Annotated in this window: 12 protein-coding genes and 1 tRNA gene; all 13 read right to left on the reverse strand. The window is 66.4% G+C overall.

What is annotated here, in order from left to right; genetic code table 11:
• Positions 1-124: 124 nt before the first annotated feature.
• On the reverse strand, positions 125-2,254 hold the full coding sequence (fusA, locus tag ACA089_RS16280; protein WP_372019002.1) for an elongation factor G: 2,130 nt from the start codon (positions 2,252-2,254) through the stop codon (positions 125-127).
• 134 nt (positions 2,255-2,388) lie between these two features.
• On the reverse strand, positions 2,389-2,856 hold the full coding sequence (gene rpsG / locus ACA089_RS16285; protein WP_052630561.1) for a 30S ribosomal protein S7: 468 nt from the start codon (positions 2,854-2,856) through the stop codon (positions 2,389-2,391).
• A 15-nt stretch (positions 2,857-2,871) separates the two neighbouring features.
• A complete protein-coding gene (rpsL, locus tag ACA089_RS16290) occupies positions 2,872-3,246 on the reverse strand; it encodes a 30S ribosomal protein S12 (RefSeq protein ID WP_162410753.1) in 375 nt (124 codons plus the stop codon).
• Between the two features lie 236 nt (positions 3,247-3,482).
• A complete protein-coding gene (gene rpoC / locus ACA089_RS16295) occupies positions 3,483-7,703 on the reverse strand; it encodes a DNA-directed RNA polymerase subunit beta' (RefSeq protein ID WP_372019006.1) in 4,221 nt (1,406 codons plus the stop codon).
• A gap of 83 nt (positions 7,704-7,786) precedes the next feature.
• Positions 7,787-11,977, reverse strand: coding sequence for a DNA-directed RNA polymerase subunit beta (rpoB, locus tag ACA089_RS16300; protein WP_372019009.1), 4,191 nt, complete (start codon positions 11,975-11,977; stop codon positions 7,787-7,789).
• Between the two features lie 264 nt (positions 11,978-12,241).
• A complete protein-coding gene (gene rplL / locus ACA089_RS16305; protein WP_162376517.1) occupies positions 12,242-12,616 on the reverse strand; it encodes a 50S ribosomal protein L7/L12 in 375 nt (124 codons plus the stop codon).
• Between the two features lie 56 nt (positions 12,617-12,672).
• Positions 12,673-13,221 (reverse strand): 50S ribosomal protein L10, encoded by a 549-nt coding sequence (gene rplJ, locus ACA089_RS16310; RefSeq protein ID WP_372019012.1) that lies wholly within the window; start codon positions 13,219-13,221, stop codon positions 12,673-12,675.
• A gap of 369 nt (positions 13,222-13,590) precedes the next feature.
• Positions 13,591-14,289 (reverse strand): 50S ribosomal protein L1, encoded by a 699-nt coding sequence (gene rplA, locus ACA089_RS16315; protein WP_372019015.1) that lies wholly within the window; start codon positions 14,287-14,289, stop codon positions 13,591-13,593.
• Positions 14,290-14,293: 4 nt separating this feature from the next.
• A complete protein-coding gene (gene rplK / locus ACA089_RS16320) occupies positions 14,294-14,722 on the reverse strand; it encodes a 50S ribosomal protein L11 (protein WP_372019018.1) in 429 nt (142 codons plus the stop codon).
• Positions 14,723-14,932: 210 nt separating this feature from the next.
• Positions 14,933-15,490 carry a transcription termination/antitermination protein NusG gene (gene nusG / locus ACA089_RS16325; protein WP_372019021.1) on the reverse strand — a complete coding sequence of 186 codons (558 nt, stop codon included), beginning with the start codon at positions 15,488-15,490 and terminating at the stop codon, positions 14,933-14,935.
• Positions 15,491-15,503: 13 nt separating this feature from the next.
• On the reverse strand, positions 15,504-15,908 hold the full coding sequence (gene secE, locus ACA089_RS16330; RefSeq protein WP_372019023.1) for a preprotein translocase subunit SecE: 405 nt from the start codon (positions 15,906-15,908) through the stop codon (positions 15,504-15,506).
• A gap of 62 nt (positions 15,909-15,970) precedes the next feature.
• A tRNA-Trp gene (locus ACA089_RS16335) sits at positions 15,971-16,046 on the reverse strand.
• Positions 16,047-16,146: 100 nt separating this feature from the next.
• On the reverse strand, positions 16,147-16,252 hold a 106-nt coding region (locus tag ACA089_RS16340; RefSeq protein ID WP_459077399.1), incomplete at its 5' end, for an EF-Tu C-terminal domain-related protein.

Genomic DNA, 16,252 nt, shown 5'->3' on the forward strand with positions numbered 1-16,252 from the left:
CTTGCCGTGGTCAACGTGACCGATCGTGCCCACATTCACGTGCGGCTTGGTGCGCTCGAACTTACCCTTGGCCATTGTCTTGTGTCCTGTATCAGCGTGTTTTTGGTCGATCCGGCGGGCCGGATCAGTTCTTCTTGATCACCGTCTCGGCGATGTTGTTCGGCGCTTCTTCGTAATGGTCGAATTCCATCGAGAAGGTAGCGCGGCCCTGGCTCATGGAGCGCAGCGTGGTCGCGTAACCGAACATTTCGCCCAGCGGGATCATCGCATTGATGATCTTGCCCGACGGGCTGTCGTCCTGGCCCTGCAGCACGCCGCGACGACGGCTCACGTCGCCCATCACGTCGCCCAGGTAGTCCTCGGGGCTGACGATCTCGACCTTCATGATCGGCTCCAGCAGCACCGGCTTGGCCTTGGCGAAGCCCTGCTTGAACGCCATCGAGGCGGCCAGCTTGAACGCCATTTCCGACGAGTCGACGTCGTGGTACGAACCGAACACCAGCTTCGCCTTGACACCCACGACCGGGAAGCCGGCCAGCGGACCGCTGGTGATGGTCTCGCGCATGCCCTTCTCGACCGACGGGATGAACTCCTTCGGGATCACGCCACCGGTGATCTCGTTGAGGAACAGGAAGTCATCCTTGATGGCTTCCGCATGCTTCTGGCGGTCCTCGTCGCTGATCGGCGACAGCTCGATGACGACATGGCCGTACTGGCCCTTGCCGCCCGACTGCTTGGCGTGCTTGTAGTCCGACTTGACGTCACTCAGGCGGATCGTCTCGCGGTACGCGACCTGCGGCTTGCCGACGTTGGCTTCGACGTTGAACTCGCGCTTCATGCGGTCAACGATGATGTCCAGGTGCAGCTCGCCCATGCCCGAGATGATCGTCTGGCCGGATTCCTCGTCGGTCTTGACGCGGAACGACGGGTCTTCCTGGGCCAGTCGGCTCAGGGCGTTGCCCATCTTTTCCTGGTCGGACTTGGTCTTCGGCTCGACCGCCATCGAGATCACCGGCTCCGGGAACGCCATGCGCTCCAGCACGATCGGCGCGTCCTGCGCGCACAGCGTGTCGCCGGTGGTGACGTCCTTCAGGCCCACCGCGGCGGCGATGTCGCCCGCCAGCACTTCCTTGATCTCGTCGCGGTTGTTGGAGTGCATCTGCAGCAGGCGGCCGATGCGCTCCTTCTTGTTCTTGACCGAGTTCAGCACGGCGTCGCCCGCATTGAGCGTGCCCGAATAGACGCGGAAGAAGGTCAGCGAACCGACGAACGGGTCGGTCATGATCTTGAACGCCAGGGCCGAGAACGGGGCCTTGTCACTGGACTCGCGGGTCAGCTCCTTGGTCTCGTCGTCGACGTCCACGCCCTTGACCGCCGGCACGTCGACCGGCGACGGCAGCAGGTTGACCACGCCGTCCAGCATGGCCTGCACGCCCTTGTTCTTGAACGCGGAGCCGCAGAACATCGGCACGATTTCGGTATTCAGCGTGCGCGTGCGCAGGCCGCCGACGATCTCCTCCTCGGTGAGGTCGCCCTCCTCGAGGTACTTGTTCATCAGCTCTTCGCTGGCCTCGGCCGCGGACTCGACCATGAACGCGCGCTCTTCCTCGGCCTTCGCCTTCAGCTCGGCCGGGATCTCGCGGTACTCGAAGGTCAGGCCCTGCGAAGCGGTATCCCAGTGGATCGCCTTCATCTTCAGCAGGTCGACCACGCCCTCGAAGCCGTCCTCGGCGCCGATCGGCACCTGCATCGGCACCGGCACGGCGCCCAGGCGGGCCTTGAGCTGGTCGCGGACCTTGTAGAAGTTGGCGCCGGTGCGGTCCATCTTGTTGACGAACGCGATGCGCGGCACGTGGTACTTGTTGGCCTGGCGCCACACGGTCTCCGACTGCGGCTGGACGCCGCCGACGGCGCACAGCACGAACACCGCACCGTCGAGCACGCGAAGCGAACGCTCGACTTCGATGGTGAAGTCGACGTGCCCGGGGGTATCGATGATGTTGAAGCGGTACTCCGGCAGGGACTTGTCCATGCCCTTCCAGAACGCGGTCGTGGCCGCGGACTGGATCGTGATGCCACGCTCCTGCTCCTGCTCCATCCAGTCCATGGTCGCGGCGCCATCGTGCACTTCACCGATCTTGTGGCTCTTGCCGGTGTAGAACAGGATGCGCTCGGACGTGGTGGTCTTGCCGGCATCGATGTGGGCCATGATGCCGAAGTTGCGGTAACGCTCGATGGGAGTGGTACGGGCCACGGGAGCCTCTCGTTTGCTTTTGGCTTTTGGATGACGGAGCGGCGCGTGGCGCCGGCTTCCGAAAGACGGAGGCGCGGAACATGTCCGCGCCGCCGGTGCAGCTGGAGATGCGCCCGCTCAGGAGCGCATCTGGATTACCAGCGGTAGTGCGCGAAGGCCTTGTTGGCCTCGGCCATGCGGTGCGTCTCTTCGCGCTTCTTGATCGCACCGCCACGGTTCTCCGAGGCATCGATCAGTTCGGCTGCGAGCTTGCGGGCCATCGTGTTCTCGCCGCGCTTGCGGGCCGAATCGATCAGCCAGCGCATCGACAGGGCCAGGCGGCGCGACGAACGCACTTCGACCGGCACCTGGTAGGTGGCGCCGCCGACGCGACGCGACTTGACCTCGACCGACGGAGAAACGTTGTCCAGCGCCTTCTGGACCAGCTCGATGGCGTTGGGGTTCTTCTCGCCGATGACGTCCATCGCGTCATACACGATGTTCTCGGCGATCGACTTCTTGCCGCTCTTCATCACCATGTTGATGAAGCGGGCGATGGTTTCGCTCCCGTGCTTCGGATCGGGAAGGACGGCGCGCTGGGGGGTGGAACCTTTACGGGACATGTCGTGCTTCCTCGATTAGCTCTTCGGGCGCTTGGCGCCGTACTTGGAACGGCCCTGGCGGCGCTTGGTGACGCCGGCAGCGTCGAGCGAACCACGAACGGTGTGGTAGCGCACGCCCGGCAGGTCCTTCACGCGGCCACCGCGGATCAGCACCACGGAGTGCTCCTGCAGGTTGTGGCCTTCGCCGCCGATGTACGAGATGACCTCGTAGCCGTTGGTCAGGCGGACCTTGGCGACCTTGCGCAGGGCCGAGTTCGGCTTCTTCGGGGTGGTGGTGTAGACGCGCGTGCAGACGCCGCGACGCTGCGGGCACTTCTCGAGCGCGGGCGAGGCGCTCTTGTAGGTCTCCGCTTTCCGCGGCTTGCGGACCAGCTGGTTGATCGTTGCCATCTTTAAGGTTCTTCTGCTTGGGGCCCCGCGACATCGCCGGAGCCGGTCGTGAAAACGACGGCAGGCCGAAGGACGGCCTGCCGAGACAGGAGAGTATAGCGGTCGGCCCAAAACTGCGTCAACCGACCGTCTTCCCTGACACCACCGCCGGCCGGGGCCGGCAGCGGGGACCTACGTCGGGCGTCCCTGTCCGACGGGGTGATGCCCAGCACCGGGACGGCGCCGGGCATCGCGGCTTACTCCTCCACCCCGCCCTCGGCGGCTTCGGCCGGAGCCTCCACCAGGGCCGGCTCGGAGGTGCCCGCCAGCGCCGCCATCTCGGCGTCGGTGAGACCGGTGGCGCTGCGGCGGCGCTGGCTGTGGTACGCCAGGCCGGTACCGGCCGGGATCAGGCGGCCGACGATGACGTTCTCCTTCAGGCCGCGCAGGCTGTCCCGGGTACCACGGACGGCCGCCTCGGTCAGCACGCGGGTGGTTTCCTGGAAGGACGCCGCGGAGATGAACGATTCGGTCGCCAGCGACGCCTTGGTGATGCCCAGCAGCACCGGATCGATCTTCGCCGGCAGCTCGTTGCGGGCCACCAGGCGGGCGTTCTCCTCGATGAGGCGCTGGCGCTCGACCTGCTCGCCGTTGAGGAACTTGCTGTCGCCCTGGTCGACGATCTCGACCTTGCGCAGCATCTGCCGGGTGATCACTTCGATGTGCTTGTCGTTGATCTTCACGCCCTGCAGGCGGTAGACGTCCTGGATCTCCTTGACCAGGTACGCGGCCAGCGGCTCGATGCCCAGCAGGCGCAGGATGTCCTGCGGGCTCGGCTCGCCGTCCACCACGGTCTCGCCCTTGGTCACGTGCTCGCCTTCGAACACGATGATCTGGCGGTACTTCGGGATCAGTTCCTCGTGTTCGCCGCCCTCGTTGTCCTTGATGATCAGGCGCTGCTTGCCCTTGGTGTCCTTGCCGAAGCTGACTACGCCCGAACGCTCGGCCAGGATCGCCGGATCCTTCGGCTTGCGCGCCTCGAACAGGTCGGCCACGCGCGGCAGACCGCCGGTGATGTCGCGCGTCTTGGACGCTTCCTGCGGGATCTTGGCAACCACGTCGCCCACGCCGACCGGTGCGCCGTCCTGCAGGTTCACCAGCGAGCGCGGCGGCAGCAGGTACTGCGCCGGCAGATCGGTGCCCGGGATGGTCAGGTCCTTGCCGTCCTTGTCGACGATGCGGACCAGCGGACGCAGGTCCTTGCCCTGGGTGCCGCGACGCTTCGGATCGGTGATCTCGCGCGACGCCAGACCGGTCAGTTCGTCGGTCTTCTCGATGACGGTGACGCCGTCGATGAAGTCGACGAAGCGGACGAAACCGGCCACTTCCGACACGATCGGGTGGTTGTGCGGATCCCAGTTGGCGACCGACTGGCCGGCCTTGACCTCGGACAGGTCCTTGACCGTGATCGTCGCGCCGTACGGCAGCTTGTAGCGCTCGCGCTCGCGGCCGTGCGGGTCGAGCACCGAGATTTCGCCCGAGCGCGACACCGCCACCAGGTGGCCGGCCGAATGGGCGACCGACTTGAGGTTGTTGAACTTGACCGAACCGGTGGTCTTGACGGTGATGTTGTCCACCGCCGCCGCACGCGACGCCGCGCCACCGATGTGGAACGTACGCATCGTCAGCTGGGTACCCGGCTCGCCGATCGACTGGGCGGCGATGACGCCCACCGCTTCGCCGATGTTGACCAGGTGGCCACGGGCCAGGTCGCGGCCGTAGCACTGCGAGCACACGCCGAAAGCCGATTCGCAGGTGATGGTGGAGCGCACCTTGATCGCCTGGACGCCGGCGTCCTCCAGCTTCTGCACCCATGCTTCGTCGAGCAGGGTGTTGCGGGTGACGATCGGATCCTCGTCGTTGCCCGGCAGGAACACGTCCTCGGCCACGACGCGGCCCAGCACGCGGTCGCGCAGCGGCTCGACCACGTCGCCGCCTTCCACGATCGGGGTCATGGTCAGGCCCTGCGAGGTGCCGCAGTCGACCTCGGTGATCACCACGTCCTGTGCCACGTCGACCAGGCGGCGGGTCAGGTAACCCGAGTTCGCGGTCTTCAGCGCGGTGTCGGCCAGGCCCTTGCGGGCGCCGTGGGTGGAGTTGAAGTACTCCTGCACGTTCAGGCCTTCGCGGAAGTTCGCCTTGATGGGCGTCTCGATGATCGAGCCGTCCGGGCGCGCCATCAGGCCACGCATGCCGGCCAGCTGGCGGATCTGCGCCTGCGAACCACGCGCGCCGGAGTCGGCCATGATGTACAGCGAATTCATCGACTTCTCGCCGATTTCCTCGCCCTTCGCGTTGATCACCCGGTCGGTGCCGATGGTGTCCATCATCGCCTTGGCGATGCGCTCGTTGGTGCGCGACCAGATGTCGACCACCTTGTTGTAGCGCTCGCCGGCGGTGACCAGGCCGCTCTGGTACTGCTCCTGGATCTCCAGCACCTCGGCCTCGGCCTCGGTCAGGATGCCCTTCTTCTCGGCCGGGATGAGCATGTCGTCGATGCCGATCGACACGCCGGCACGGGTCGCGAACGCGAAGCCCGTGTACATCAGCTGGTCGGCGAACACGACGGTGTCCTTCAGGCCCAGCTGGCGGTAGCACGAGTTGATCAGGCGCGAGATGGCCTTCTTGTTCAGCTCGGTGTTGGCCAGGGCGAACGGAAGGCCTTCGGGCAGGATCTCGGCCAGCAGGGCGCGGCCGACCGTGGTGTCCACGATCGACTTGGTCTTCTGCTTGACGCCGGATTCGTCGACCACGACCTCGGCGATGCGGACCTTGACCTTCGCGTGCAGTTCGACCACGCGGTTGTCGTACGCGCGCTTGACCTCGGCCACGCTGGCGAACGCCATGCCCTCGCCCTTCTTGTTCTCCAGGGCGCGGGTCATGTAGTACAGGCCGAGGACCACGTCCTGCGACGGCACGATGATCGGCTCGCCGTTCGCCGGCGACAGGATGTTGTTGGTCGACATCATCAGCGCGCGTGCTTCCAGCTGGGCTTCCAGCGAAAGCGGCACGTGGACGGCCATCTGGTCACCGTCGAAGTCGGCGTTGAACGCGGTGCAGACCAGCGGGTGCAGCTGGATGGCCTTGCCCTCGATCAGCACCGGCTCGAACGCCTGGATGCCCAGGCGGTGCAGGGTCGGCGCGCGGTTCAGCAGCACGGGGTGCTCGCGGATCACCTCTTCGAGGATGTCCCACACCTCGGCCTCTTCACGCTCGACCAGCTTCTTGGCGGCCTTGATCGTGGTGGCCAGGCCGCGACGCTGCAGCTTGGCGAACACGAACGGCTTGAACAGTTCCAGCGCCATCTTCTTCGGCAGGCCGCACTGGTGCAGGCGCAGGTACGGGCCGACCACGATGACCGAACGGCCCGAGTAGTCGACGCGCTTGCCGAGCAGGTTCTGGCGGAAGCGGCCCTGCTTGCCCTTGATCATGTCGGCCAGCGACTTGAGCGGGCGCTTGTTGGTGCCGGTGATGGCGCGGCCGCGGCGGCCGTTGTCCATCAGCGCGTCGACCGACTCCTGCAGCATGCGCTTCTCGTTGCGCACGATGATGTCGGGCGCATTGAGCTCCAGCAGGCGGCGCAGGCGGTTGTTGCGGTTGATGACGCGGCGGTACAGGTCGTTCAGGTCGGAGGTCGCGAAGCGGCCGCCATCGAGCGGAACCAGCGGGCGCAGGTCCGGCGGCAGCACCGGCAGCACGGTCATGACCATCCACTCCGGACGGTTGCCGGACTCGATGAACGCCTCGATCAGCTTGATCCGCTTGGTCAGGCGCTTGAGCTTGGTCTCCGAACCCGTCGCCGCGATCTCCTCGCGCAGGCGGGCCATCTCGGCCTGCAGGTCGATCGTGCGCAGCAGCTCGTAGATCGCCTCGGCGCCCATGGCGGCGTCGAAGTCGTCGCCGTGTTCCTGGCGCGCGGTCAGGTACTGCTCCTCGGTCAGCAGCTGGCGGCGCTCCAGCGGGGTCAGGCCCGGCTCGGTGACCACGAACGCTTCGAAGTACAGGATCCGCTCGATGTCGCGCAGGGTCATGTCCAGCATCAGGCCGATGCGCGACGGCAGCGACTTGAGGAACCAGATGTGCGCGACCGGCGAAGCCAGGTCGATGTGGCCCATGCGCTCGCGGCGCACCTTGGCCAGGGTGACTTCCGTGCCGCACTTCTCGCAGACCACGCCGCGGTGCTTCATGCGCTTGTACTTGCCGCACAGGCACTCGTAGTCCTTGATCGGGCCGAAGATGGCGGCGCAGAACAGGCCGTCACGCTCCGGCTTGAACGTGCGGTAGTTGATCGTCTCGGGCTTCTTCACCTCGCCGAAGGACCACGAACGGATCAGGTCCGGCGAAGCCAGCGCGATCTTGATCGCGTCGAAGTCCAGCGTCTGGCGCTGCTGGTTGAAGAGGTTGAGCAGGTCTTTCATTTCTTGTCTCCGTCAGGAGTGAAGGCAGTCGATGGGCGGATCGGGAGGGAGCGCGGCATGCCGTGCATGCCGCGCCGCGCGCCTTACTCGTCCTCCAACTCCATGTTGATGGCCAGCGAGCGGATTTCCTTCACGAGCACGTTGAAGGACTCCGGCATGCCGGCGACCATCTCGTGGTTGCCGTCGACGATGTTCTTGTACATCTGGTTGCGGCCCTGCACGTCGTCGGACTTCACCGTCAGCATTTCCTGCAGGGTGTAGGCCGCGCCGTAGGCTTCCAGCGCCCAGACTTCCATTTCGCCGAAGCGCTGGCCGCCGAACTGCGCCTTGCCGCCCAGCGGCTGCTGGGTGACGAGCGAGTACGGGCCGGTCGAACGCGCGTGCATCTTGTCGTCGACCAGGTGGTTCAGCTTCAGGTAGTGCATGTAGCCGACCGTGGTCTTGCGGTCGAACGCCTCGCCGGTGCGGCCGTCGTGCAGCTGCATCTGGGTCTTGCTGGCGTTGAAGCCCAGCAGCGCCGTTTCCGGGTCGGAATCCGGATAGGCCAGCTCCAGCATGCCGCGGATCTCGTCCTCGAGCGCGCCGTCGAACACGGGGGTAGCCATCGGCACGCCGCCCGTCAGGTTGCGGGCCAGCGTCAGCAGCTCCTCGTCGCTGAACTGGTCCAGGTCCACGCGTTCGCCCGCCAGGCTGGAGTCGTGGTTGTAGACCTTGCCCAGGAACGCGCGCAGCTCGGTCACGGCGCGCTGCTCGTCCAGCATCTTCTGGATGCGCCGGCCCAAGCCCTTCGCGGCCCAGCCCAGGTGCACCTCGAGGATCTGGCCGATGTTCATGCGCGACGGCACGCCCAGCGGGTTGAGGCAGATGTCGACCGAGGTGCCGTCGGCCATGTACGGCATGTCCTCGACCGGCACCACGTTCGACACGACGCCCTTGTTGCCGTGGCGGCCGGCCATCTTGTCGCCCGGCTGGATGCGGCGCTTGACGGCCAGGAACACCTTGACCATCTTCAGCACGCCCGGGGCAAGGTCGTCGCCCTGGGTGATCTTGCCGCGCTTGTCGTCGAAGCGACGCTCGAACTCCTTCTCGTGCGCCTGGATCTGCTTCTGCGCGCGCTCGATGGCGTCGGAAGCATCCTCGTCCTTCATGCGCAGCAGGAACCAGTCGGCCTTCTTCAGGCCGTCCAGGTAGGCGTCGGTCAGGGTGTCGCCCTTCTTCAGGCCCGGGCCGCCGTTGGCGACCTTGCCCACGATCTGCGAGCGCAGGCGCGCGTAGATCGCCGCTTCCAGGATGCGGAACTGGTCGTCGAAGTCCTTCTTGACGCGCTTGATCTCGCTTTCCTCGATCTGCTTGGCGCGCTTGTCCTTCTCGATGCCGTCGCGGGTGAAGACCTGCACGTCGATGACCGTGCCGTCCATGCCCGGGGGCACGCGCAGCGAGCTGTCCTTAACGTCCGAGGCCTTCTCGCCGAAGATCGCGCGCAGCAGCTTCTCTTCCGGGGTCAGCTGGCTTTCGCCCTTCGGCGTGACCTTGCCGACCAGGATGTCGCCGGCGCGCACTTCGGCGCCGATGTACACCACGCCGGACTCGTCCAGGCGGTTGAGCGCCTGCTCGGACACGTTCGGGATGTCGGCGGTGATCTCCTCCGGGCCCAGCTTGGTGTCGCGGGCCGCGCAGGTCAGCTCCTCGATGTGGATCGTGGTGTAGCGGTCTTCCTGGACAACGCGCTCGGACAGGAGGATCGAGTCCTCGAAGTTGTAGCCGTTCCACGGCATGAACGCGATCAGCATGTTCTGGCCCAGGGCCAGCTCGCCGATGTCGGTGGACGGACCGTCAGCCAGCACGTCGCCGCGCGCCACCACGTCACCCACGTGCACCAGCGGACGCTGGTTGATGCAGGTGTTCTGGTTGGAGCGGGTGTACTTGGTCAGCGTGTAGATGTCGACGCCGGCATCGTGCTCGCCGGAGATCTCGACCTCGTTGACCTTGACCACGATGCGACCGGCGTCGACCTGCTCGATCACGCCGCCGCGGCGGGCGTTCACGGTCACGCCCGAGTCACGCGCCACGGCGCGCTCGATGCCGGTACCGACCAGCGGGGTCTGCGCACGCAGCGTCGGGACGGCCTGGCGCTGCATGTTGGCGCCCATCAGCGCGCGGTTGGCGTCGTCGTGCTCCAGGAACGGAACCAGCGCCGCGGCGACCGACACGGTCTGCATCGGCGAGACGTCCATGTAGTGGATCTCGGACGGCGGCTTGAGCAGCGACTCGCCCTGGTAGCGGACCGGGACGAACGCCTCGGTCAGCTTGCCGGCCTTGTCGTGCGCGGCGTTGACCTGGGCGATGACGTACTCGTTCTCCTCGATCGCCGACAGGTAGTCCACGGCGTCGGTGATCTGGCCGTCCACGACGCGACGGTACGGCGTCTCGAGGAAGCCGTACTGGTTGGTGCGGGCGAACACGGCCAGCGAGTTGATCAGGCCGATGTTCGGGCCTTCCGGGGTCTCGATGGTGCAGACGCGGCCGTAATGGGTCGGGTGCACGTCGCGCACCTCGAAGCCGGCGCGCTCGCGGGTCAGGCCACCCGGGCCCAGGGCCGAGACGCGACGCTTGTGGGTGACTTCCGACAGCGGGTTGTTCTGGTCCATGAACTGCGACAGCTGCGAGGAGCCGAAGAACTCCTTGATCGCGGCGGCCACCGGCTTGGCGTTGATCAGCTCCTGCGGGGTCAGGCCCTCGGACTCGGCCATGGACAGCCTTTCCTTGACCGCGCGCTCGACGCGGACCAGGCCCACGCGGAACACGTTCTCGGCCATCTCGCCGACCGAACGCACGCGGCGGTTGCCGAGGTGGTCGATGTCGTCCACCACGCCGCGACCGTTGCGGATCTCGGTCAGCACGCGCAGCACGTCGAGGATGTCGGAGGTCTCGCCCTGGGCGGCGACCAGCGACTTGGAATCCTCGTCGTTGCGCTCGGAGAAGTACTTGTGGTCGAACAGCACGGCCGGGCCGAGCACGTCCTTGCGGCCGACGCGGCGGTTAAACTTCATCCGGCCCACGGCCGACAGGTCGTAGCGCTCGAAGGTGAAGAACAGGTTGTGGAACAGGTTCTGCGCGGCTTCCTTGGTCGGCGGCTCGCCCGGACGCATCATCCGGTAGATCTCGACCAGCGCCTCGAGCTGCGTGCGGCTCGGGTCGATGCGCAGGGTATTGGACAGGTACGGCCCACGGTCCAGGTCGTTGACCCACAGCGTACCGACGCTGGCCACGCCGGCCTTGCGGAAGTTGGCCAGCTGCTCGTCGCTGATCTCGTCGTTGGCGCTGGCCAGCAGCTCGCCGGTGTTCGCGTCGACGACGTCATGGGCCACGATGCGGCCGAGCAGGTACTCGTCCGGCACCGCCAGCGCGGTGATGCCCGACTGCTCCAGCTGGCGCACGTGGCGCGCGGTGATGCGCTTGCCGGCCTCGACGATGACCTTCTCGCCATCGGCCAGGTCGAAGTTCAGCGTCTCGCCGCGCAGGCGCTCGGGCACCAGCTCCAGCTGCACGCCTTCGCTCGGGTCGATGTGGAAGGTGTTGATCTCGAAGAACGCGCGCAGCATCTCTTCGTTGTTGTAGCCCAGCGCGCGCAGCAGGATCGTCACCGGCAGCTTGCGGCGGCGGTCGATGCGGGTGTACAGCGCGTCCTTCGGGTCGAACTCGAAGTCCAGCCAGGAGCCGCGGTAGGGAATGATGCGGGCGCTGTACAGCAGCTTGCCCGAGCTGTGGGTCTTGCCGCGGTCGTGGTCGAAGAACACGCCCGGCGAACGGTGCAGCTGCGAGACGATGACGCGCTCGGTGCCGTTCACGATGAACGTGCCGTGCTCGGTCATCAGCGGGATCTCGCCGAGATAGACCTCCTGCTCCTTGACGTACTTGATCGCCTTGGTCGACGACTCGCGGTCGTAGATCACCAGGCGCACCGTCACGCGCAGCGGGGCGCCGTAGGACAGGCCGCGGTTGCGGCACTCGCGCTCGTCGAACACCGGCTCGCCGAGCTTGTAGCCGACGTATTCGAGGGCGGCGTTGCCGCTGTAGCTGCTGATCGGGAAGACAGACTTCAGCGCGGCGTGCAGGCCCTGGTCGCGGCGCTTGCCGGCATCGGTGTCGGCCTGGAGGAAGTCCCGGTACGAGTCGACCTGGATGGCGAGCAGGAACGGCACCTCGAGGATCGAGCGCTGCTTGCCGAAATCCTTGCGGATGCGCTTCTTCTCGGTGAACGAGTACGTCGTCATTGGGTGTACCACCTTTGGCAGTGCGGGCCGCGCGTCCGCGGACCGGGGGGAACGTGAAGCTGTCAGTCGGTAGTCGCTGGTATTGCCGGCACCAGCACGCCCTATCCCGCTACTTCCGACTACCAGCTCCGCATGTGCGTGAGACTGGGTTTTTCGCATCGCTGCGGCCGCCCGGAGCATGCAGCTCCGGAACGACCAAAGGCCGGGGGCTTTCGCCCCCAGCCTTGGTGCATCACCGAGCTATCCGGCGATGCAAGGTATTGCTTACTTGAGCTCGACGGTCGCGCCGGCGGCTTCCAGGTCCTTCTTGAACTTGGCGGCGTCGTCCTTCGACACGCCTTCCTTGACGTCCTTCGGGGCGCCTTCGACCAGGTCCTTGGCTTCCTTCAGGCCCAGGCCGGTGATGGCGCGGACGGCCTTGATGACCTCGACCTTCTTCTCGCCGGCGGCCTTCAGCACGACGGTGAACTCGGTCTGCTCCTCGACCGGGGCAGCGGCGGCGGCCGGGCCGGCGGCCACGGCGACCGGGGCGGCGGCGGAGACGCCGAACTTCTCTTCGATGGCCTTGACCAGCTCCATCACTTCCATCAGGGTCTTGCCGGCGATGGCTTCGACGATCTGCTCGTTGGAAAGGGACATTGTGATTACCTTCTGAATGTTTTCTGGAAAGGGAACTTAGGAAATCGTCGAAGCGATCAGGCTTCGGTCGCGGCTTCTTCGGCAGCGGCGTCGGTTTCGGCCGGCGCGGCATCGCCACCACCCTGCTGCTCGGCGACGGCCTTGACCGCGCGGGCAAACATGGTGGCCGGCTCGGCCAGGGCACGGGCGACCATCGCCAGGGCCTGCTCGAGGGTCGGCAGCGAAGCCAGGACCTCGACGTGGCTGGCCGGATACAGCTGGCCACCCACCGCAACCACCTTCGGCTGCAGCTTGTCGTTGGTCTTGGCGAACTCCTTGATCAGGCGACCGGCGGCGCCGGGCTCCTCGGTCGAGAACGCATACAGCAGGGGACCCGTGAGCACGTCCTTCGTGCACTCGAATTCCGTGCCTTCGACGGCGCGCGCGGCCAGCGTGTTCTTGACAACCTTCAAGAACACGCCGTTCTCGCGGGCCTTCTTGCGCATCGCGGTCATCTGGGAGACCGAGGTGCCTGCGTATTCGGCGGCGATCAGGGAGTGCGCCTTGGCGGCGACGTCGGCCAGTTCGGCGACGACTTCCTTCTTCTGGGACAGATTGAGAGCCATAACACTCCTCCGTAGTAACTCCGCTCGCGGCTCCTGCCGCTTGCGGTCCTGGGCGGCGCCCTTCCGTGCGCGCCGGGGATGCCTCGGGCATCCCGGTGCTGGCCTTTCTGATCCGCATGCCCGAATGGTCGGGCGTGCCGGGAAAACTTCCAGAAGGCGGCACCATCTGCGCAGGTTTCGGGCCCTCTCGGACCCTCGATTAAGCGACCCCGCTGCATCGACGGCGAATCCCTGCCAGTTCGAGCTTCCATGCCCGTCGTCGATGTGCGCCGACCGCGCCTGCGGTCTTTGACGGCTGTCACCGGCGCGGAGCCGGGGACTGCCCTCAAAACGTGCACCCGGGCCGCCTGGGCGGCCCGGGGTATTGCATTACTTCAGGGTCAGCGACGACTGGTCGACGGTCACGCCCGGGCCCATGGTCGAGCTCAGCGAGATCTTCTGCAGGTACTGGCCCTTGGAGGTCGCCGGCTTGGCCTTGATCAGGTCCAGCAGCAGCGCGTGCAGGTTCGACTTCAGCGCGTCATCGCCGAAATCGGCCTTGCCGATCGTGGCGTGGATGATGCCGGCCTTGTCGGTGCGGTAGCGGACCTGGCCCGACTTGGCGTTCTTCACCGCCTCGGCCGGGTTCGGCGACACGGTGCCGACCTTCGGGTTCGGCATCAGGCCGCGCGGGCCCAGCACCTGGCCGAGCTTGCCGACCACGCGCATGGCGTCCGGGGTGGCGATGACGACGTCGTAGTTCAGGTCGCCGGCCAGCATCTTCTCGGCCAGGTCGTCCATGCCCACCGCCTCGGCGCCGGCGGCGGCGGCCTCGTCGGCCTTGGCGCCGGCCGGGGCGAACACGGCCACGCGCACGCTCTTGCCGGTGCCGGCCGGCAGCACGGTCGAACCGCGCACCTGCTGGTCGGACTTCTTCGCATCCACGCCCAGGCGCACCGCCACGTCGACGGCTTCGACGAACTTGGCCTTGGTGAAGCCCTTGATGATCTTCAGCGCATCATCGATCGGGTAAGCCTTGCCGGGCTCGACCGCCGCGTTGATCGCCTTCTGTCGCTTGTTCAGTGCCATGTTCTCAGCCCTCCACCACAAGACCCATCGAACGGGCCGAGCCCGCGATGGTGCGCACAGCCGCGTCCAGGTCCGCCGCGGTCAGGTCGGGTTCCTTCGCCTTGGCGATGTCCTCGAGCTGCTTGCGGGTGACCTTGCCCACCTTGTCGGTGTTCGGCCGCTTGGAACCGGACTGGATGCCGGCCGCCTTCTTCAGCAGCACCGTGGCCGGCGTGCTCTTGGTGACGAAGGTGAAGGTGCGGTCCGAGTAGGCCGTGATGATGACCGGGGTCGGCAGACCCGGCTCGAGCTTGGAGGTCGCCGCGTTGAACGCCTTGCAGAACTCCATGATGTTCAGGCCGCGCTGGCCCAGCGCAGGACCGACCGGCGGCGAGGGGTTGGCCTGGCCGGCCTTCACCTGCAGCTTGATGTAACCGACGACTTTCTTTGCCATTTCAATGCTCTCCGGGTGCAAGCGCCTGCAGGCAGGCTCCCCATCGTTCCGGGAAAATCACGCGTCCCGGCGTCGCGTTAAACGTTCAATGTCCGTTCGCGCGAAAGGCCGCCAGTGCGGCGGCCAGTGCGGTTGCCCGGCTGACCCGGGCAGGGAGCCGCGCAGTATAACAGGATTCCAGGAGCCCGGGCGAGGCCGGACAGCTGGCGGTCAGGCCTTCTCGACCTGCCCGAATTCCAGCTCCACCGGGGTGGAGCGGCCGAAGATGAGCACGGCCACGCGCAGGCGACTCTTCTCGTAGTTGACTTCCTCGACCACGCCATTGAAGTCGTTGAACGGGCCGTCGGTGACCCGGACCATCTGGCCCGGCTCGAACAGGACCTTCGGACGCGGCTTCTCGACGCCTTCCTGGACGCGCTGCAGGATCGCGTCGGCCTCGTCGTCGCGGATCGGCAGCGGGCGGTCGGCGGTGCCGCCGATGAAGCCCATGACCTTGGAGGTTTCCTTGATCAGGTGCCAGCTCTCGCTGTCGATGCGCGGGATGCCGCCCTCGTCGTGGGTCTCGATCTGGACCAGCACATAGCCCGGGAAGAACTTGCGCTCGGAGCGGCGCTTCTGCCCGGCGCGCATCTCGATCACTTCCTCGGTCGGCACCAGGACCTCGCCGAAGCGCTCCTCCATGCCGTTGCGGACGATGCGGTCGCGCAGCGCCTGGGCGACGCTCTTCTCGAAACCGGAATAGGCGTGAACCACGTACCAACGCTTCACTGCGACATTCTCCTCAGCGGCCCAGGAACCACTGGATCGCCTTCTGCACGACGAAATCGAAACCGGCCAGGATCAGGCTCAGGATGATGACCACCGCGATCACGACCCAGGTCATGCGGGTGGTTTCCTGGCGGGTCGGCCAGACCACCTTGCGCAGCTCGAAGCGCGACTCGGACAGGAATTCGCGGACGTCGCGACCCTTCGCGCTCGTGAGGAACACAAGGGTGCCGGCGACGAGGCCGGCCGCGACCGCAAGGCCACGCAGCTGCGGAGCCCAGGAGCCCAGCTGCGCCGCGCGCGCCGCATCCGCGAACCAGAACCAGACGAACAGCCCGCCGATGACGAGCAGCGCGGCGATGACGTACTTGACGATGTCGCCGCCGTTGGCGGCCGGAGCCGGGTTGATCTTGCTGTTCAAGTCGCTGTCGCTCTTCTTAACCGTTGCGGCCCGGACGGACCGTTCGCGCTGGCCGCGGGAAGTGGCACGCCAGGAGGGACTCGAACCCCCAACCTGCGGTTTTGGAGACCGCTGCTCTGCCAATTGAGCTACTGGCGTACGTTTGAACCAAGGCTTCCCTTAGACGGCGAAGGCGGACCGAGGTTCCGGCCCGCCCTTCGCGCTTTCCGGCGAACCCGTCGCCGGGACCCGCAGGGGCTTACTTGACGATCTTGGCCACGACGCCGGCGCCGACGGTGCGGCCGCCTTCGCGGATCGCGAACCGCAGGCCTTCGTCCATCGCCACCGGGTTGATCAGCGTGACC

This window comes from Pseudoxanthomonas fibrivorans (genome assembly GCF_041464125.1).
Taxonomy (GTDB): domain Bacteria; phylum Pseudomonadota; class Gammaproteobacteria; order Xanthomonadales; family Xanthomonadaceae; genus Pseudoxanthomonas.

Coding starts and splice junctions, on each gene's coding strand:
- rpsG (WP_052630561.1), bottom strand. CDS start 2,856: ATGTCCCGTAAAGGTTCCACCCCCCAGCGCGCCGTCCTTCCCGATCCG.
- rpsL (WP_162410753.1), bottom strand. CDS start 3,246: ATGGCAACGATCAACCAGCTGGTCCGCAAGCCGCGGAAAGCGGAGACC.
- rpoC (WP_372019006.1), bottom strand. CDS start 7,703: ATGAAAGACCTGCTCAACCTCTTCAACCAGCAGCGCCAGACGCTGGAC.
- rpoB (WP_372019009.1), bottom strand. CDS start 11,977: ATGACGACGTACTCGTTCACCGAGAAGAAGCGCATCCGCAAGGATTTC.
- rplL (WP_162376517.1), bottom strand. CDS start 12,616: ATGTCCCTTTCCAACGAGCAGATCGTCGAAGCCATCGCCGGCAAGACC.
- rplJ (WP_372019012.1), bottom strand. CDS start 13,221: ATGGCTCTCAATCTGTCCCAGAAGAAGGAAGTCGTCGCCGAACTGGCC.
- rplA (WP_372019015.1), bottom strand. CDS start 14,289: ATGGCACTGAACAAGCGACAGAAGGCGATCAACGCGGCGGTCGAGCCC.
- rplK (WP_372019018.1), bottom strand. CDS start 14,722: ATGGCAAAGAAAGTCGTCGGTTACATCAAGCTGCAGGTGAAGGCCGGC.